An 18253-nucleotide genomic window follows, 5' to 3' on the forward strand; every position below is an offset into this window, starting at 1 on the left:
TTGCTGATGCTGCTGGGCATGACCGTTTCGTCCCTGCCGGTGGAGGAGGGCGACTGCGCCGGACCGGACCGTGCTGGTCCTGCATTCCTACCACGACGGCTATGAGTGGACCGACGATCAGGCCGCCGGCATCGGCGAGGAGCTGGCAGCCTCGGCGCCCAACGCGGTCGCGATCCCCTATTACCTGGACTGGAAACGCTTTCCGGATGCGAAGGGGCTGGAGCGGCTGCGGGCGCTGATCGGCTATCGGCATCCCAAAGGCGCGGTGGACGCCATCATCGCCACCGACGATGCCGCGCTGGCCTTCGCGGTCGACCTGCGGAGGGAAATCTACGGACCGGTGCCGCTGGTGCATGGCGGTGTGATCGACGCCTCGGCCCGCCTGCTGACGGAGGGCGAATCCAATGTGATCGGCGTGGTGGAGGCCAAGGACGTCGAGGGCACGGTGCGCATGGCGATGGCCGCCAACCCCGGCCTGCGCCGGCTGTACCTGCTGCGCGACCACACCGAATCGGGGCGGGCGCTGGACATCGAGATCGACGCGCTTGCCGCCGCCGGCCGCCTTCCCGCCGGGCTGGAACGGCAGGCCCTGCCCGACCTGCCCTTCGCCCGGCTGGAGGAGCGGCTGGCCGCCCTGCCGCCGGACAGCGCCGTGCTGCTGGGGACCTACGCCACCGACCGCGACGGCCTGGTCCTGCCGCCCGAGCAGTTCGCGGAACTGATGAGCGAGAAGAGCAGCGCGCCGATCTATGCACTGCAGGAATATCTTCTGGGCCGTGGCATCGCCGGCGGCAGCCTGCTGAGCGCGCAGGAGCATGGGCGCGCGGTCGGCGCGGTGGCCGCGGCCATCGTGAACGGCGCCTCCATCGCCAGCCTGCCGGCGGAGCGGCCACAGTCGATCGTCCGTGCGATGGATTTCCGGCAGGCTGAACGCCACGGACTCGATCTGACGCGGGTGCAGCCGCTCGACCGGCTGGAGAACAAGCCCTTCTCCTTCCTGGAGACCTACCGCTGGCTGGTGGTGACGGTCGGCCTCGTCATGCTGCTGCTGACGGTCATGGTGGTGGTGCTGTCCTTCGCGCTGCGCCAGCGCCGGGTGGCGGAGGCGGCGCTGCAGCACAGCAACCTGGCGCTCAGCCAGTCGCGCCGGGACCTGCAGGCGAAACTGGAAGAGCTAACCGCCAGCAAGGAGGCGCTGCGCGAGCGCGAGAAGCGGATGCGGCTGGTGGCCGAGGCTTCGCGCGACATCATCTGGACCTGGGACATCGCCGCCGACAGCCGCGTCCTGTCCGGCCGGGTGGTGGAATTGCTGGGCGTGGATGCCCTCAGCATCGATTCGGTGGCGGCGTGGTTCGAGCGCATCCACGCGGAAGACCGCGAACAGGCGGAGGAGGCGCTGCGGCGCCACCTGTCCGGCGAGCTGCCGGAATACCGGGCGGAATACCGGGTGCGCCACCGCGACGGCAGCTATCTGTGGCTCTACGCCACCGGCAAGGCCCTGTTCGACGACCAGGGCAAGCCGGTGATGATGGCCGGCTCCTACACCGACATCACGGCGGAGAAGCGGCAGCAGGACTGGCTGGACCATCTGGCCCATTTCGATCCGCTGACCGGCCTGCCGAACCGGCTGACCCTGGAACAGCATGTCGACCGGCTGATCGCCGAAGACAAGGCCTCCGGCCATGCCCAGCCGCTGTCCCTGCTGTTCCTCGACATGGACAATTTCAAGTTCATCAACGACAGCTTCGGCCACAAGGCGGGCGACGAGCTGCTGATGGCGCTCGGCCTGCGCGTCCGCCGGGGAGCGGGCGAGGGGCTGTTCATCGCGAGGCTGGGCGGCGACGAGTTCGTCGTGGTCGTCCATGGCTGCGAGGCCGGCGAACCGGCCGAGGTGGCGCAGCGGCTGGAACAGGCGCTGGCCGCACCCTTCCTGGTCGAAGGGCAGCATTTCTTCGTCACCTGCAGCGTCGGCATCGCCCGCTATCCCTGGGACGGCCGCTGCTTCGACGACCTGCTGCAGAATGCCGACACCGCGATGTACCGGGCCAAGGACAGCGGGCGCGGGCGCATCTGCACCTTCACCCCCGACATGAACCGCCGGGTGGTGGAGCGCATGCGGCTGCTCAGCCGGGCGCGGCTGGCCTTCGACCGCCAGTCCTTCAGCCTCCAGTACCAGCCGCAGGTCGGGACGTCCGACGGCCGGGTCCGCGGGTTCGAGGCGCTGATCCGCTGGACCGACGCGGAGCTGGGGCCGGTCTCCCCCGACCGCTTCATCCCCGTGTGCGAGGATTCCGGCCTGATCGTCCCGCTCGGCCTGTGGGTGCTGGAGACGGCCTGCGTCGAGGCGGTGGGGCTGTCCTGCCGCGGCATCGGCGGCATCACGATGAGCGTCAACATGTCGGCGGTGCAGCTCGCCCAGAACGACTTCGTGCCGCGGGTGCTGGAAGTGCTGGAGCGCACCGGACTGCCGCCGCACCGGCTGGAGCTGGAGATCACCGAATCGCAGATGATCGGCTCGCTCGACGCCGCCATCGATAAGCTGAACGCGCTGCGGCAGGCCGGCATCCACATCGCGCTGGACGATTTCGGCACCGGCTATTCGTCGCTGACCTATCTGCGGACCCTGCCGATCAGCACGCTGAAGCTCGACAAGGCCTTCATCAACGACGTCCATCGCCGGCCCGACGCGCGCAGCATGGTGTCGTCCATCTCGCGCATCGCCCACGACCTGAGCCGCAGCGTGGTGGCGGAAGGGGTGGAGGAACTGGCCCAGTGGGAGGCGCTGTCGCGGATGGGCTGCGACCTGATCCAGGGCTATTTCGTCAGCCGGCCGCTGCCCGCCGACCGCATCGACGGCTTCCTGGCCGCCTGGGAGGAGCGGCGGGCGTCCCTGCCCATCGTGTCCCGCGACGACGTTGTCGTCGGCATGTCCAGCGCCGGGGCGAACCGGCCTTTGAACAGCCGCGAGCCGGTCTGACCGGAGGCGGAGCATCGTCCCCCCGGCCGTTGCCACCAACGGAAAACGCCCCGCAGGCGGGCTGCGGGGCGTTTTACGGAAGCGGGGCTTTTCAGATCGAAGATGCGGGGATCAATGACCCGGGATCAGCGGCTCTGGGTCAATGGCGGGTGCGGGCCGGGGTGACGTAGACGCCGTCCCAGTCGACGCCGAACAGGGCGTCGTCACCAGCCTCTTCGACCAGATCGTCATATTCATGGGCCTCGATCAGCCCGAAGATGGAGGCGGTGCCGGAGGCATCCAGGTCGCAGGTCACCACATGGCCGTTCACCTCGACCGAGGTGAAGAACACTTCCGGCAGCTCCATGCTGTCCAGATCGGCGGTGACGGCGCTTTCGATCTCGTGAATGGTGCGGGAGGAGAGCGAGACCCGGAGCTTCGCCGCCTGGGAAGCCCAGACGATGCGCTTCACGTGGGCCGGCTCCTTCATCTCCGCGACGCCCGGCGCCTCGTCGCCTTGGCCGGCCATCGCGATCATCCGGGAAACCAGGGTCGAGGTGCTGCTGGGTGCGCGCATAGAAGCCTCCGCTCGTTCGATGACGACAGATTTGCGCGCAGGCGGTTAACGGGGTCTTAAGCCGGGGACGAGGCTAAAGCCTTACCCCCGCTGAGGTATGGCCTATCCAATCGGTTCTAGGGAGCGGCAAGGGCGGCGGCGACCCCCGCCGCGACCCGTGCATTGTTGCGGATCAGCGCGATGTTGGCGGTCAGGCTGCGCCCGCCGGTGATGCGCTCCAACGCTGCCAGCAGGTGCGGGGTGATGTCCTTCCCCTTGATTTCGTTGGACTCTGCGTCGGCCAGCGCCTGGGCAACGGCGGCTTCCATCGCATCGGCGTCAAGCTCGTCGGCGGGCGGGATCGGGTTGGCCAGCAGCACGCCGCCGTCCAGCCCAAGCTGCCATTTCGCGCGGAGGATGTCCGCCACCTCGGTCACGTTGTCACAGCGATGATCGACGGGCAGGCCGCTGCGGCGGCTGTAGAAGGCGGGAAATTCATCGGTGCCGAAGCCCAGCACCGGGACTCCGCGGGTCTCCAGCACCTCCAGCGTCTTGGGCAGGTCGAGAATCGACTTGGCCCCGGCGCAGACCACGCAGACCGACGTGCGCGCCAGCTCGTCCAGATCGGCGGAGATGTCGAAGCTGGTTTCCGCCCCGCGATGGACGCCGCCGATGCCCCCGGTGGCGAAGACCGATATGCCGGCCAGCCGTGCCCCGATCATTGTCGCCGCCACAGTGGTCGCACCCAGCGCCCGAGTCGCGATGGCGATGGGTAGGTCGCGGCGGCTCAGCTTGCGCACCGTGTGGCCGCCGGTCGCCAGCCGTTCCAGCGCCTCGTCGTCCAGCCCGATGCGGATGCGCCCGTCCATCACCGCGATGGTGGCGGGGACGGCGCCGGCGGCCCGCACCTCCGCCTCCAGCGTGCGGGCGGTCTCCAGGTTGCGGGGATAGGGCATGCCGTGGGAGATCACCGTCGATTCCAGCGCCACCACCGGGCGTTTTGCGGCAAGCGCGTCGGCGACCTCGGGCGTCGGCAGCAGGATCGGGTGCATGCGCTGTCTCTTCTGTAGGGGCGCCCTATATTAGGACGCATGTCCGCTGCACAACAATCCAATCCGGGCCGCCCGCACCCCGACCGCTGGATCAAGGTCCTTCCCGAAGGGCTGTATGTCGAGCCGGGGGGCTTCTTCATCGACCCGGTGCGCCCGGTGGAGCGCGCGGTCGTCACCCACGGCCATTCCGACCACGCCCGGCCCGGCAACCGCCATGTGCTGGCGACCCCGGGCACGCTCGCCATCATGCGCCAGCGGATGGGGGAGGGGGTGGGGGGCAGCCTGCAGCCGCTGGAGTATGGCGAGTCCTTGCGGATCGGCGACGTCGATGTGCGGCTGGTGCCGGCCGGCCATGTGCTGGGCAGCGCCCAGGTGGTGCTGGAGCATGCCGGGTCGCGGGTGGTGGTGTCGGGCGATTACAAACGCCGCCTCGACCGCACCTGCGCGGCCTTCGAGCCGGTGGCCTGCGACGTCTTCGTGACCGAGGCGACCTTCGGTCTGCCGGTGTTCCGCCACCCGCCCGACCTGGGGGAAGTGGGGAAGCTGCTGCATTCGATGGCGCTGTTCCCGGAGCGCAGCCATGTGGTCGGCGTCTATGCGCTGGGCAAATGCCAGCGGCTGATCACGCTGCTGCGGGCGGCGGGGTACGACCGGCCGATCTGGCTGCATGGCGCGCTGGAGCCGCTATGCCGGCTCTACCGCGACTGGGGGGTGGAGCTGGGGGAGCTGCGGCCGGCGACGGTGGCGGCGAAGGAGGATCTGAAGGGCGCCCTGGTGCTGGCCCCGCCGGCGGCAGTGGCCGACCGCTGGGCGCGGCGGCTGGCCGATCCGGTGGTGGCAATGGCGTCGGGCTGGATGCGGGTGCGCCAGCGTGCCCGCCAGCGCGGGGTGGAACTGCCGCTGGTCATCTCCGACCATGCCGACTGGGACGAGCTGTGCCAGACGCTGGAGGATGTCGGCGCGCCTGAGGTCTGGGTGACGCATGGGCGGGAGGAGGCGCTGGTCCATTACGCCACCAGCCGCGGCATCCGCGCCCGCGCGCTGGCGCTGATCGGCTTCGAGGACGAGGACTCGGAAGGACCATCGGAGGGAGAGGCGTCGTGAACCGCTTTGCCGCGCTGATCGACGCGCTGGTCTTCATGCCGTCGCGCAACGGCAAGATCCGCCTGCTGGTCGAGCATTTCGCCACCACGCCGGACCCCGACCGCGGCTGGGCGCTGGCGGCGCTGACCGGGGCGCTCAGCTTCCGCGAGGCCAAGCCGGCGGCGATCCGGGAGTTGGCCGCGACCAGGGTCGATCCGGAGCTGCTGGCGCTGTCCTACGACTATGTCGGCGATCTGGCGGAGACGGTGGCGCTGATCTGGCCGGAGCGGCCGGCCATTTGGGCTGAGAGGGCCAATAGCCTGCCGCCCAGCCTGAACGAGGTGGTGGAGGGGCTGCAGGCCGCCAAGCGCGGGCAGGTGTTGGGGCTGGTGGAAGGCTGGCTCGACACGCTCGACTCGTCGGGGCGCTTCGCCCTGCTGAAGCTCATCACCGGGGCGCTGCGCATCGGCGTGTCGGCCCGGCTCGCCAAGACGGCGCTGGCGGAATGGGGCAAGGCCGCCCGGCCGGAGGTGAGCGTCGACGACGTGGAGGAGGTCTGGCATGGGCTGACCGCCCCCTATCCGGAGCTGTTCGCCTGGCTGGAAGGACGGGCGGAGCGGCCTGCCACCGGGGCCGGCGCCGGATTCCGCCCGATGATGCTGTCCCACCCGCTGGAGGAGGAGGACCGCGCCGCGCTCGACCCCGCCGCCTATGCCGCGGAATGGAAATGGGACGGCATCCGCGTGCAGCTGGTGGCGCGCGGCGGGGAACGGCGGCTCTACAGCCGCACCGGCGACGACGTGTCCGGCGCCTTTCCCGACATCGTCGATCACATGAGCTTCGACGCCGTGCTGGACGGCGAGCTGCTTGTGGCGCGCGACGGGGTGGTGGCACCCTTCAACGACCTGCAGCAGCGCCTCAACCGCAAGACGGTGACGGCGCAGATGCTGCGCGACGGGCCGGCCTGGGTGCGGCTCTACGACATCCTGTTCGACGGCGAGGAGGATTTGCGCGGCCTGTCCTTCGTCGAGCGGCGCGCCCGGCTGGAACGCTGGTTCGAGGCGGTGCGGCCGCGGCGGATGGATTTGTCGCCGCTGGTGCCCTTCGCCGGCTGGGACGAGCTGGTGGGCTTGCGCGAGGGGGCACGGGAGAACGGCATCGAGGGGCTGATGCTGAAGCGGCGCGACAGCGCCTATCTCGCCGGGCGGCCGAAGGGGCCTTGGTTCAAGTGGAAGCGCGGGGCGCTGACGCTCGACACCGTGATGATGTACGCCCAGCGCGGCCACGGGAAGCGGTCGAGCTTTTATTCCGACTACACCTTCGGCGTCTGGCGCGGGGAGGAGCTGGTGCCGGTCGGCAAGGCCTATTCCGGCTTCACCGACGCCGAGCTGATCGAGCTGGATCGCTGGGTGCGCAACCACACCACCCGCCGCTACGGCCCGGTGCGCGAGGTGGCGGCCGGTCTGGTGCTGGAAGTCGCCTTCGACAGCGTGCATCCGTCCAACCGGCACAAGAGCGGGCTGGCGATGCGCTTCCCGCGCGTCCACCGCATCCGCTGGGACAAGCCGGCGCACGAGGCGGACAGGCTGGAGACGCTGGCGGCGATGGTGGTGGGGTGAGGGTGGCGATTGCGCCCTCGAGCTATTGCCCCCTCCCCAACCCTCCTCCGCCCTCGGTCGGCCAAAGGCCGATCCGATCGCGGGAGAGGGGGCTGAGCGCGGGAGCGGGGAGGGTTAGGGAGGGGGCGCCGGACAAGCACTTCAGCGCAACTGGCAGCCCCTCAATACCCCTTGGCCTGTCCGCCGAACACGCCCTTGGCCCAGGCGCCGATGCGGTGGCGCAGCTGTTCGTGCCAGATGTAGACGCTGCCCTTGACCCAGTTCATCTGGATCGCGCGGCGCTGGCCCTCGAAGGGGTGGTGGCCGTGCCAGGAGGTGTCGCTGCGGCGGAAGCACATCAGGGTGCCTTCCTCCGGCGGGACCTCGGCGGCGTAATCCTCCAGGTTCTCGGAGCGCAGGATGCGCAGGCGGCCGCCGGCGGCCTCCCAGGGCGGGTTCATGTAGATCAGGACCGTGATGATCTTGCTGGCCGAATCCGGGTGGATCTTGCCGTCGGTGGGCCGGCACATGCCGCGGGCCGTGAACATCGTCGGATAATCGGACAGGTCGATCCCGAACTTGTCGGAGAAGGCCCTGCAGACCTCCGGACCCTTCAGTTCGGTGATCAGCCGGTCGAAGCTCGGCCCCTGCGGGAAGACGCCCAGCGGGATGGAGCCGGGCTTGTCGACCTTGGGATAGTCGCGGTGCAGCTCCTCCAGGAACTCGCGCTTCACGAAGCCTGGAACGCACAGGAAGTCGTAGGGGTCGTGCTGCAGCGGGGTGGCGCGGAACTTGTCCAGATCGAGCATGGACATGGGTACTGAACTCCCAAAGCGGGCCGACGTGGCTTTGCCCCCCAAAACCGGCGTCACTTAAACACGACGGAAGTTTTATGCAATAGGTTTATCAGGGAAGCAGAGTTCCTGCCGCGCCCGCCATTCGGGGCCGACATAGTTGACGATGATCGACTTGCGCACGCCGTCGATCGAACGTTTCTCGAAGCCATGCCAAGTATTATCGGCGGGGATAAAGATCAGTCCTTCATTGAAGGCGTAGGGCGCGCGGGCGACCACCGTCCGCGTCTCGTCCAGCACGTCGGTGCCCCAGTGCGAGCAGTTCGGACCCTTGGAGAGATAGATCAGCATCGTGAACTTCTTGACGCCGATGTCGGTGTGCGGCTCCAGCCAGAAACCGTCGGTGTCCTGGCAATATTCGATGCGCAGGCTGGTGCCGGACAGGTCGACGTTGCAGGTGCGCTGGATCGCCTCCACCACCGGGCGACCCTGGAAGGCCTGGGCGACCGTCTCGCACACCGCGTATTTCGCCCGGTTCTCCTCGCCGAAATAGGTGCGCGAGGCGTTGTTGGTCTCGCGCTTGCCGTAGGTGTCGGACACCCGCGGCGGTCCCCAGGGCAGGGCGGCGATGGCGTCGGCATCCTCTTCCGGCAGGGCTTCGGACAGCAGCCAGTGATTGTAGGGCGTCTCGGACAGCCGGCTGCGTTCCAGGCAGCGCAGGAAGGAGGCGGAAACGGCGTCGGCGGTGGTCATGATGGCGATGGATCCCGGTCCAGGGGCGACCGTGCGCGACGGTCGGTTTGCCGGCGCTTATGCCATGGCCGGTGCACGAGCGCCGCCCCCAAACCGGTCCTACCAGAGGGGTGCGCGCATTGGCCGCGCCCGCACCCCGCCACCCCGCCGTCCCGTCACCCCAGACCGTGCCGCTTCCGGTGGGCGGGGAGGCGGCGCATCACCTCCTCGGCGACGATCCGCGTCTCGTCCATCGGCTGGTAGCTCCAGTGGTCGAGCGAGCCGTCGAAGGGCCGGGTGATGCCGTCCCGGTACAGCCCGTCATGGAAGGCGCGGAACTTGGGCGACCCGCCGTCCAGCTCGATCACATAGACCGGCTTGCCGGTGGAACAGGCCTCCGACGTCATCGACACGCTGTCGCAGGTCACCACCACCGCGTCTGCGAGGCCGAGATAGGCGAAGTAGGGATTCTCGCCGGTGCCGTCCCACACCTCCGCCGGCAGGCCGGACAGGCGGGCGCGCAGGATCGCCTCGTTGTCGGCGCCGGTGCGGCGCGACGGGGTGACCATCAGCCCGGCGCCATGGGTGCGCGTCAGGTTGGCCAGCCGTTCGGCCACGTCGCCCATGATGGTGGGCGTCAGGCGGTAGACGCCGTTGTCGCCGCCGATCAGCACGGCGATGCGCGGATGCGGCAGATGGGCCAGCCGCGGGGCGAAGCGTTCGGCGGCGTCGGCCAGGATGGCGGGCGTCACCCGGTGCAGCGCGCCGCGCGTCACCAGAACGTTGTCGGCGCGCAGCTTGTCGTGGCGCGGCACGACGACCAGATCGAAATGGCGCGGGTTCATCACCGGGTCCTGGATCTGGACGGTGAAGGTCCGCCCGCGCGACTGGCGGCGCACCGCCAGCGAGACGGCGATGGACTGCCGGCCGGTGCCGATCAGGATATCGGGCCAGGGCGGCTCCACCGGGTCGCCCTTGGGACCGGCGGCGAAGCGGTTGCCGATGCGCCAGTAGGGGGTCAGCTGGCGCCAGGGGGTGCGCAGACGGACGCGCTTGATCACCGGCGTCAGGCCCAGCGCCTCGGCAAGCCCGATGCACTGGTTTTCCATGCCGGCCTTGCCGTCCGACACCACCCAGCAGGTCAAAGGTTGCATTTGAACTCGGATCGTTGGGGCTGCGGAGGGGATTGCGGCGAAATGACCGCAATCCGGGTTGCTCGCCCTTGCGGGGGTTTCGGTCTTGGCGTAGACACCATGCCCGTGTAATATCCTTTCTCCAAATCATCCCCGGAGCGACCGAGTAAACCATGCGGCGGGTCAAACTCGACCGAATTGACCGTCGGATTCTGCGCGATCTGCAGAACGACGGCCGGATGACCAATGTGGAGCTTGCCCGACGTGCCGGCATCTCCGCTCCGCCCTGCCTGCGCCGCGTCCGCGCGCTGGAGGAGGCGGGATTCATCCGTGGCTACCATGCCGACGTCAACCCCGACGCACTGGGGTTCGGCGTCACGGTGTTCGCCCAGGTCGGCCTCAGCAGCCAGGCCGAAGCGGACCTAAAGAAATTCGAGGAGCTCGTCAACAGCTGGCCGCTCGTGCGTGAGTGCAACATGCTCGCCGGCGAATACGACTTCGTCCTGAAGATCGTGGCGGAGGACTGGGACGACTACCAGCGCTTCCTGACGACCAAGCTGACGGCGGCGCCCAACGTCGCCCATGTGAAGTCGGCCCTGTCGATCCGCACCAGCAAGCACACCCCCGGCGTTCCGATAGACGTCGATTCGCCCGACATCCCGGAAGGGACGGAGGACGAGGAGGACGAGGATTACGTCGAGGACGAGACCGAGACGCCCGCCCGCGCCACCCGGCGCTGATCGGGAAAGGCGTCTCGGCGCCTTTTAGAGGGAAGATGCGGCGAGCGCCTGGAGCAGGCCCGCCGCGGCTCCCCCAGCACCACCCAATGGATCGCCACGCCCCGGCGGGTCAGGGCGTAGAGCGAGGCCAGCATGATCGCCCAGGTCCAGATCATGTGCCCGGTGGACCGCCCGTCCGGCAGCAGCACCGCCATCCCCAGATAGACGCCCAGGTTCAGGATCACCCCCACCACCGCCGCGGCGATGGCGGCCAGCGCACCCGCGGCCAGACGGTTGTGGATCAGCCGCTCCACATAAGGGGCGCCGGCGAAGATGAACAGGAAGCAGGGCAGGAAGGTGAGGTAGGTCGTCAGCGCCGCCCCCAGCGTCCCCGCCAGCGCCGGCGACAGGTCGCCCGGCCGGTTCCAGCCGGCGAAGAAGCCGACATATTGCGTGACCAGGATCAGCGGCCCCGGCGTCGTCTCGGCCAGGGCCAGACCGTCCACCATCTCCCGCGGGCCGAGCCAGCCATAGGCGTCCACCGCCTGCCCGGCAATGTAGGGCAGCACGGCATAGGCGCCGCCGAAGGTGACGAAGGCCGCCTTGGTGAACAGCGCCGCGATGCCGCGCCACGGGTCGGGCCCGAAGGCCAGCAGCACCGCACCCACCGGAATTGACCACAAGAGGACGAACAGGCCGACGAGGGTCAGCAGCCGGGCGGGCTTGGGCGCCGGCTCGTCCGGATCGTCGGCCGCGGAGCCGCCGTCCGCCACCGGATGCGGGTGGGCGAACCAGTGCCGGCCCATCCGCGCCGCCACGCCGCCGACCACCGCCGCCACGCCGATGACCAGCGGGAAGGGCAGGTGCAATGCCGCCAGCGCCAGGAAGGCGGCGCCGGCCATCGCCACCGCCGCCGGCCCCTTCAGCGTGCGGCGGCCCATCCGCCAGACCGCGGCGATGATGATCGCCACCACCGCCGGCTTGATCCCGTCGAACAGCGCGCCGACCAGCCCGGTGTCGCCATGGGCGGCGGCGATCCAGGACAGAGCCAGCAGGACCAGGGCGCCCGGCAGCACGAACAGCCCGCCCGCCACCAGCCCGCCGCGCGCCCCGTGCAGCCGCCAGCCGATGTAGGTGGCGAGCTGCTGAGCCTCCGGCCCCGGCAGCAGCATGCAGAAGTTCAGCGCGTGCAGGAAGCGCGTCTGGTCGATCCAGCGGCGCCGGTCGACCAGCTCGCTCTGCATCATCGCGATCTGCCCGGCCGGTCCGCCGAAGCTGGTCAGCCCCAGCCTCAGCCAGTAGAGGCAGAAGATGCCGAAGGCGGGGACTGCGGCGGCGGGCGGCGGGGCGGGCGGGGGCGGGGCGGGGGTGTCGGTCATGGGACCGCAGCCTAGCGCAAACAGGATTGCAAGGCAGCGTCCACCATCGGTCAGGGCAGGGGCCGGAGACATTTGAGGGGCGGCCATGGCCTTCCGCATCGCCGGGGTTTAATATTGCGACCGCGAGCGCCGCCGTGGTGGCCGGCGCCGGGTGTCGGGGACGCTGGAGAATGAAGGCTTCCGCCCGCGGTCGCGCGGCTGTGCTGGGTGCGGCGCTGTGTGCCGGTATCGGGATGTTCGCCGCCGGGAGTTTGACAGTTGCGGGGCCGGTCCAGGCCGCGGCCGGCGTCCATGCCGAGGAGATCGTCCGCTTTCCGTCCGCCGACGGCGACCTGACCGGCGGAGCGCCGACGATGCTGACCGGCCGCCTGCTGCGCCCGGCGGGTGCCGGACCGCATCCGGCGGTGGTCATGCTGCATGGCTGCGGCGGCCTGTATGCCCGCAACGGCCGGGTGTCGCCGCGCCATGTCTGGTGGGCGACTCACCTGCAGCGCCAGGGCTACGAGGTGCTGATGGTCGACAGCTTCGGCCCGCGCGACGTGGAGGAGGTCTGCACCACCGCGCTGAAGGACCGCACCGTCCGCGCCACGGTGGAGCGCAAGCGCGACGCCTGGGGGGCGCTGGCCTTCCTGCGCAAGCGGCCGGAGGTGGATCATGGCCGCATCGGCCTGATCGGCTGGTCGCAGGGGGCGGGCACCGTGCTGGCCGCCTATGGCGCCGGCGAGGATGGGCCGGCCGGATCGGAGCAGGGCGGATTCCGCGCTGCGGTGGCCTTCTATCCCGGCTGCCGGGCGCCGCTGAGCAATGAGGACTGGCAGCCCGACGGCCCGCTGCTGCTGCTGGTCGGCGACAAGGACGACTGGACACCGCCGGACGCCTGCGTCGAACTGGCCGCGCGCGAGGGGGTGAAGGACCGGATGGAACTGGTGGTCTATCCAGACACCTACCACGGCTTCGACGCGCCCGACGCCCCGGTGCGCAAGCGCAAGGACCTCGCCACCGCACCCGATGGAACGGCCCATGTCGGCACGAACGAAGACGCCCGCGCGGACGCGATCCGGCGGGTGACGGAATTCTTCAGGGATAAGCTGCGGGGGTAAGGGGGCTTTGATCGCCCTCTCCCGTCCCGGGAGAGGGAGGGGACCCGCGCCGAAGGCGTGGGGAGGGTGAGGGGTGGGGCGAGGATCCCGAACCGCATGGTTCCTTGTAATACCCCTCACCCTTCCCATGCTGCGCATGGGCCCCTTCCCTCTCCCGGGGCGGGAGAGGGAAGATCGAGAACTCTCAGCGGAACTCGACCGAAACGATCTCGTACAGCTTGGAGCCACCGGGGGTGGAAACCTCCACGCTGTCGCCGACCGACTTGTTGATCAGGGCGCGGGCCAGCGGCGCCTGGATCGACAGGAGGCGGTTCTTGATGTCGCTCTCGTCCTGGCCGACGATCTGGTAGGTCGTCTCCTCGTCCGTGTCCTGGTCGGCGAGCGTCACGGTCGCACCGAACTTCACGGTGTTGCCGGTCAGCTTGGCCGGGTCGATGACCTCGGCACGGCTGATCTTGTCCTCAAGCTCCAGCACGCGGCCTTCGATGAAACTCTGACGTTCGCGCGCCGCGTGGTACTCGGCGTTTTCCGAAAGGTCGCCATGTTCGCGGGCCTCCGCGATGGCTTTGATGACCGCCGGGCGTTCGGTGATCTTAAGGTGCTTCAATTCCTCCTGGAGGCGGTTGAAGCCCGCCGCTGTCATCGGAACTTTTTCCATGTTCGGTCCATCACCGCTTGCAGTCGTTCGACCTGTCCAAAGCGACATCAAGGACGAAGACGGCGCGGAGGAGGTCCGCCGCGCCGTCGTCCGTCCTTAATACGATCCGCTAAGGTACGACTGCAACGGGGCGACTTCAAGGCTGCCGTTCCGGAGTGCGGCAATCGCTTCCACCGCTGCGCGTGCCCCCGCAACCGTGGTGTAATACGGAATGTTGTAGGTCAGCGCGGTACGGCGCAGGCTGAAGCTGTCGGACAGGGCCTGGGCGCCTTCCGTGGTGTTGATGACCAGATGCACGTCGCCGTTGATCATGGCGTCGACGATGTGCGGCTGGCCTTCCACCACCTTGTTGATGGTCTCCGCCGGCACACCGGCATCCTTCAGCACCTTGGCGGTGCCCGAGGTGGCGAGGATGCGGAAGCCCATGTCGTGCAGCTTCTTGGAGATCACCGCCAGCGCCGGCTTGTCGCGGTCCTTGACCGAGACGAAGACGCTGCCCTTGACCGGCAGGGTGACGCCGGCACCGAGCTGCGCCTTGGCGAAGGCGAGCGCGAAGTTGTGGTCGAGGCCCATGACCTCGCCCGTCGACTTCATCTCCGGACCCAGAACGATGTCGACGCCGGGGAAGCGGGCGAAGGGGAAGACCGCTTCCTTGACCGCGGTGTGCGGCGGGGTCGGGCCGTTCAGGGTGAAGGCGGACAGCTTCTCCCCCGCCATGACGCGGGCGGCGATCTTGGCGATGGCGGTGCCGGTGGCCTTGGCGACGAAGGGCACCGTGCGGCTGGCGCGCGGGTTGACCTCCAGGATGTAGACGGTGCCGTCCTTGACCGCGAACTGCACGTTCATCAGCCCGACCACCTTCAGCGCATGGGCGAGCGCGTCGGACTGGCGGTTGATCTCGGCAATCGTCTCGGCCGGCAGCGAGTAGGGCGGCAGGGCGCAGGCGCTGTCGCCGGAATGGATGCCGGCCTCCTCGATGTGCTCCATCACGCCGGCGACATAGACGTCCGTACCGTCGCAGACGACGTCCACGTCCACCTCGATGGCGTCCTGCAGGTAGCTGTCGATCAGGACCGGGTTCTTGCCCGACACCTGCACGGCGGTGCCCATGTAGCGCTGGAGCCCGGCCATGTCGTGGACGATCTCCATCGCCCGGCCGCCCAGCACGTAGGACGGACGGATGACAACCGGGAAGCCGATCTTCGTCGCGACCGCCTCGGCCTCTTCCAGCGAGCGGGCGAGGCCGTTGGCCGGCTGCTTCAGGTTCAGCTCATGCAGCAGCTTCTGGAAGCGCTCGCGGTCCTCGGCCAGATCGATGGCGTCGGGCGAGGTGCCCAGGATCGGGATGCCGGCGGCCTCCAGCGCGGCGGCGAGCTTCAGCGGGGTCTGGCCACCGAACTGCACGATGCAGCCCAGGACGTTGCCGTTGCGCTGCTCGACCCGCACCAGCTCCACCACGTCCTCGGCCGTCAGCGGCTCGAAGTAGAGGCGGTCAGCGGTGTCGTAGTCGGTGGAGACGGTCTCCGGGTTGCAGTTGACCATGATGGTCTCGATGCCGGCCTCCTGCAGGGCGTAGACGGCATGGACGCAGCAATAGTCGAACTCGATGCCCTGGCCGATGCGGTTCGGGCCGCCGCCGAGGATGACCACCTTGCGCTTGTCGGTCGGCTCCGACTCGCACTCCGCCTCGCCGGTCCCGTCGGTCTCGTAGGTCGAGTACATGTAGGGGGTGGCGGACGCGAACTCGGCGGCGCAGGTGTCGATGCGCTTGTAGACCGGGGTGACGCCGGCCAGACGGCGGGCGGTCGCGACCGCGGCCTCGGTGGTCTTGGCCAGCTCGGCCAGACGGGCGTCGGAGAAGCCCATCTGCTTCAGCTTCAGCCAGCCGGCCTTGTCGGTCGGCAGGCCGCCGTCGCGGATCGCCGCCTCGCGGTCGACGATGGCCTTGATCTGCTCAAGGAACCACGGGTCGTACTTGGAGACGGCCTGCACCTCGTCCACGGTGAAGCCGTGGCGGAAGGCCTGGGCGATGACCAGCAGGCGGTCGGGCGTGGGAGTGGCGAGCGCGCCGCGGATTGCGGTGCGGTCCGGGTTCTCCTCCCCGCCGATCTTCACCTCGTTGAAGCCGGTCAGGCCGGTCTCCATCGAACGCAGGGCCTTCTGCACCGACTCCTGGAAGGTGCGGCCGATCGACATCGCCTCGCCCACCGACTTCATCGAGGTGGTCAGCAGCGGCTCAGAGCCCTTGAACTTCTCGAAGGTGAAGCGCGGCATCTTGGTGACGACGTAATCGATCGTCGGCTCGAAGCTCGCGGGGGTGGTGCCGGTGATGTCGTTGGTCAGCTCGTCCAGGCGGTAGCCGACGGCCAGCTTGGCGGCGATCTTGGCGATGGGGAAGCCGGTGGCCTTGGAGGCCAGCGCCGAGGAGCGCGACACGCGCGGGTTCATCTCGATCACGATCAGGCGGCCGTTGGCCGGGTTGACCGCGAACTGCACGTTCGAGCCGCCGGTGTCCACGCCGATCTCGCGCAGCACCGCGATCGAGGCGTCGCGCATGATCTGGTATTCTTTGTCGGTCAGCGTCAGCGACGGCGCCACGGTGATCGAGTCGCCGGTGTGGACGCCCATCGGGTCGATGTTCTCGATGGCGCAGACGATGATGCAGTTGTCGGCGCCGTCGCGCACGACCTCCATCTCATACTCCTTCCAGCCCAGCACCGACTCCTCGATCAGCACTTCGCCGACCGGGCTGGCGCGCAGGCCGCCGCGCACGATGTCCTCGAACTCCGCCCGGTTGTAGGCGATGCCGCCGCCGGTGCCGGCCAGCGTGAAGCTGGGACGGATGATGGCGGGCAGGCCGACGAACTCCAGCGCGTCCATCGCCTCGTCCAGGGTGCGGACCATGCGCGACTTCGGCGACTCCAGGCCCAGCTTGTCCATGGCGTCGCGGAACAGGATGCGGTCCTCGGCCTTGGCGATGACGTCGCGCTTGGCGCCGATCATCTCAACGCCGAGACGCTCCAGCGTGCCGTCGTCGGACAGCGCCATCGCCGTGTTCAGCGCGGTCTGGCCGCCCATGGTCGGCAGCAGGGCGTCGGGACGCTCCTTCTCCAGGATCTTGGCGACCACGGCCGGGGTGATCGGCTCGATGTAGGTGGCGTCGGCCAGACCGGGGTCGGTCATGATGGTGGCCGGGTTGGAGTTGACGAGGATGACCCGGTAGCCTTCCTCGCGCAGCGCCTTGCACGCCTGAACGCCGGAATAATCGAACTCGCAAGCCTGTCCGATGACGATCGGACCCGCGCCGATGATGCAGATGGATTTGATGTCGGTGCGTTTGGGCATGGGTCCGCTTCTCTGAAGTGTGGTCAGCCGAAAACCCCCGGCGCCGGAGGACCGGAGACGGAGAGCGGGGATGGGCATGTCGTGCAAGGCCCCCTTATAGGGGGTTCCGGGCCGGGGGGAAGGGGTGGCATGGATGTCACCCTCGCATGACTGAATCTCGGGCGCGGCACCGCGGGGCGATGCGGCCCTTGAACCGGTGGTGAAAGGGAGGCATCAATTCCCATTCTCCCTTTTTCGGGTCCCCTTTGGAGATACGCCCCCATGAGCCACGCATTCGCCAAGGACAGCCGCGCCTGCGCCGCCTGCGTCTCGTGGGGTGGCGAGCGCGCGCTGTCGGAGGACAACACGCTGGTGTACGTCGCCCGCCACGGGGTGGAGGGCGAATGCCGCACCGCCAGCAGCCAGGACTACCGCCGCATCACCAAGGGCTATCACACCTGCAGTGCCTGGGCGCCGCTGCCGATGCTGAAGAAGCATGGCGGGCGGATCGGCCATACGCCGGTGGGCCAGGCGCATGCGCCGGTCACCGCCGCGGCGTCGCGGCCGATGCCGCCGGTCTCCCAGCCGGTGCCGGCCGCCGCGGCCTTCGCGGACGCTCCGGTCGCCACGCCGGTGCTCGACGTTCCGCCGCCGCCCTGCCGCGCCGACCCGATCGACGTGGAGCAGTCGCCGCAGGTCCGCGTGCTCTACACCCACTGGCTCCGGCTGAAGCGCAAGCGCCGCATGCCGCTGGCGGTCGAGATCGACACCGCCCAGGTGCGCGAGAGCGTGCCGCGCATCGCCCTGATGGAGCCGACCGCCGACGGCAGCGATTTCGTCTACAAATCCTGCGGCCGCGCACTGCAGCGCCGGCTGGACGGCAGACCGACGACGCGGCGGGTGACGGAGTGCCATCCCGAACAGGCGGCGCGGCGCTGGCTGTCCGACCTGCGCCTTTGCCTGGAAAGCGGCGAGCCGCGCTGCCTGCTGGTGCGCGACGACCCGATGCTGCCGGGGGCGAAGTTCGTCGAACTGCTGCTGCCGCTTGCCGATGTCGAGGGCGGTCCGGCGACGCGCGTGCTGGCCTACCGCCATGTGCCGGGCGGCTGAGGGGAGACTCCTCTCCCGCCCCGGGAGAGGGCGATTATCGCCGGGGTAGCCGTGGGAGG

The 18253-nt window shown here is 69.1% G+C and carries 14 protein-coding genes; 6 read left to right on the top strand and 8 right to left on the bottom strand.

Annotated elements, in window-relative coordinates:
* Positions 1 to 70: 70 nt before the first annotated feature.
* Positions 71 to 2977 (top strand): EAL domain-containing protein, encoded by a 2907-nt coding sequence (locus AB8P05_RS10500; protein WP_472757894.1) that lies wholly within the window; start codon positions 71 to 73, stop codon positions 2975 to 2977.
* Between the two features lie 139 nt (positions 2978 to 3116).
* Here the strand turns inward: AB8P05_RS10500 and AB8P05_RS10505 are convergent, their stop codons facing one another.
* Positions 3117 to 3533: a hypothetical protein gene (locus AB8P05_RS10505; protein ID WP_194911318.1), complete on the bottom strand. Its 417-nt coding sequence runs from the start codon at positions 3531 to 3533 to the stop codon at positions 3117 to 3119.
* 116 nt (positions 3534 to 3649) lie between these two features.
* Positions 3650 to 4564 (bottom strand): pseudouridine-5'-phosphate glycosidase, encoded by a 915-nt coding sequence (locus tag AB8P05_RS10510; protein ID WP_472757895.1) that lies wholly within the window; start codon positions 4562 to 4564, stop codon positions 3650 to 3652.
* Between the two features lie 39 nt (positions 4565 to 4603).
* Here AB8P05_RS10510 and AB8P05_RS10515 point away from each other — a divergent pair, with 39 nt between their 5' ends.
* Positions 4604 to 5668 (top strand): ligase-associated DNA damage response exonuclease, encoded by a 1065-nt coding sequence (locus AB8P05_RS10515; protein WP_472757896.1) that lies wholly within the window; start codon positions 4604 to 4606, stop codon positions 5666 to 5668.
* The gene (locus AB8P05_RS10520; RefSeq protein ID WP_472757897.1) at positions 5665 to 7266 is read left to right on the top strand and encodes a cisplatin damage response ATP-dependent DNA ligase; all 1602 of its coding nucleotides are present in this window, start codon (positions 5665 to 5667) and stop codon (positions 7264 to 7266) included. Before AB8P05_RS10515 ends, AB8P05_RS10520 begins: the two co-directional genes overlap by 4 nt.
* A gap of 161 nt (positions 7267 to 7427) precedes the next feature.
* Here the strand turns inward: AB8P05_RS10520 and AB8P05_RS10525 are convergent, their stop codons facing one another.
* The 3 genes from AB8P05_RS10525 to AB8P05_RS10535 all read right to left on the bottom strand — a co-directional run bounded on the left by AB8P05_RS10525 (position 7428) and on the right by AB8P05_RS10535 (position 9925).
* A complete protein-coding gene (locus AB8P05_RS10525) occupies positions 7428 to 8060 on the bottom strand; it encodes a 2OG-Fe(II) oxygenase (protein ID WP_472757898.1) in 633 nt (210 codons plus the stop codon).
* Between the two features lie 75 nt (positions 8061 to 8135).
* Positions 8136 to 8792, bottom strand: a complete 657-nt coding sequence (locus AB8P05_RS10530; RefSeq protein ID WP_472757899.1) for a 2OG-Fe(II) oxygenase — start codon at positions 8790 to 8792, stop codon at positions 8136 to 8138.
* 155 nt (positions 8793 to 8947) lie between these two features.
* Entirely contained in the window at positions 8948 to 9925 is a 978-nt protein-coding gene (locus tag AB8P05_RS10535) for a mitochondrial fission ELM1 family protein (RefSeq protein WP_455170754.1), read from the bottom strand.
* Positions 9926 to 10077: 152 nt separating this feature from the next.
* On the opposite strand from AB8P05_RS10535, the gene AB8P05_RS10540 reads away from it, so the two are divergent.
* A complete protein-coding gene (locus tag AB8P05_RS10540) occupies positions 10078 to 10644 on the top strand; it encodes an Lrp/AsnC family transcriptional regulator (protein WP_472757900.1) in 567 nt (188 codons plus the stop codon).
* On the opposite strand, the gene chrA is transcribed toward AB8P05_RS10540, so the two are convergent.
* Entirely contained in the window at positions 10596 to 12002 is a 1407-nt protein-coding gene (gene chrA, locus AB8P05_RS10545) for a chromate efflux transporter (protein WP_472757901.1), read from the bottom strand. The genes AB8P05_RS10540 and chrA overlap by 49 nt on opposite strands.
* A gap of 170 nt (positions 12003 to 12172) precedes the next feature.
* Here chrA and AB8P05_RS10550 point away from each other — a divergent pair, with 170 nt between their 5' ends.
* Complete coding sequence (locus tag AB8P05_RS10550) at positions 12173 to 13102, top strand: dienelactone hydrolase family protein (protein WP_472757902.1); 930 nt, start codon at positions 12173 to 12175, stop codon at positions 13100 to 13102.
* A gap of 184 nt (positions 13103 to 13286) precedes the next feature.
* Here the strand turns inward: AB8P05_RS10550 and greA are convergent, their stop codons facing one another.
* Complete coding sequence (gene greA / locus AB8P05_RS10555) at positions 13287 to 13760, bottom strand: transcription elongation factor GreA (protein ID WP_063633617.1); 474 nt, start codon at positions 13758 to 13760, stop codon at positions 13287 to 13289.
* Between the two features lie 96 nt (positions 13761 to 13856).
* Positions 13857 to 17105 (bottom strand): carbamoyl-phosphate synthase large subunit, encoded by a 3249-nt coding sequence (carB, locus tag AB8P05_RS10560; protein ID WP_472757903.1) that lies wholly within the window; start codon positions 17103 to 17105, stop codon positions 13857 to 13859.
* 261 nt (positions 17106 to 17366) lie between these two features.
* On the opposite strand from carB, the gene AB8P05_RS10565 reads away from it, so the two are divergent.
* Complete coding sequence (locus tag AB8P05_RS10565) at positions 17367 to 18194, top strand: PAS domain-containing protein (RefSeq protein ID WP_472757904.1); 828 nt, start codon at positions 17367 to 17369, stop codon at positions 18192 to 18194.
* Positions 18195 to 18253: the final 59 nt, after the last annotated feature.

The organism is Azospirillum sp. VT-I1 (genome assembly GCF_055698305.1).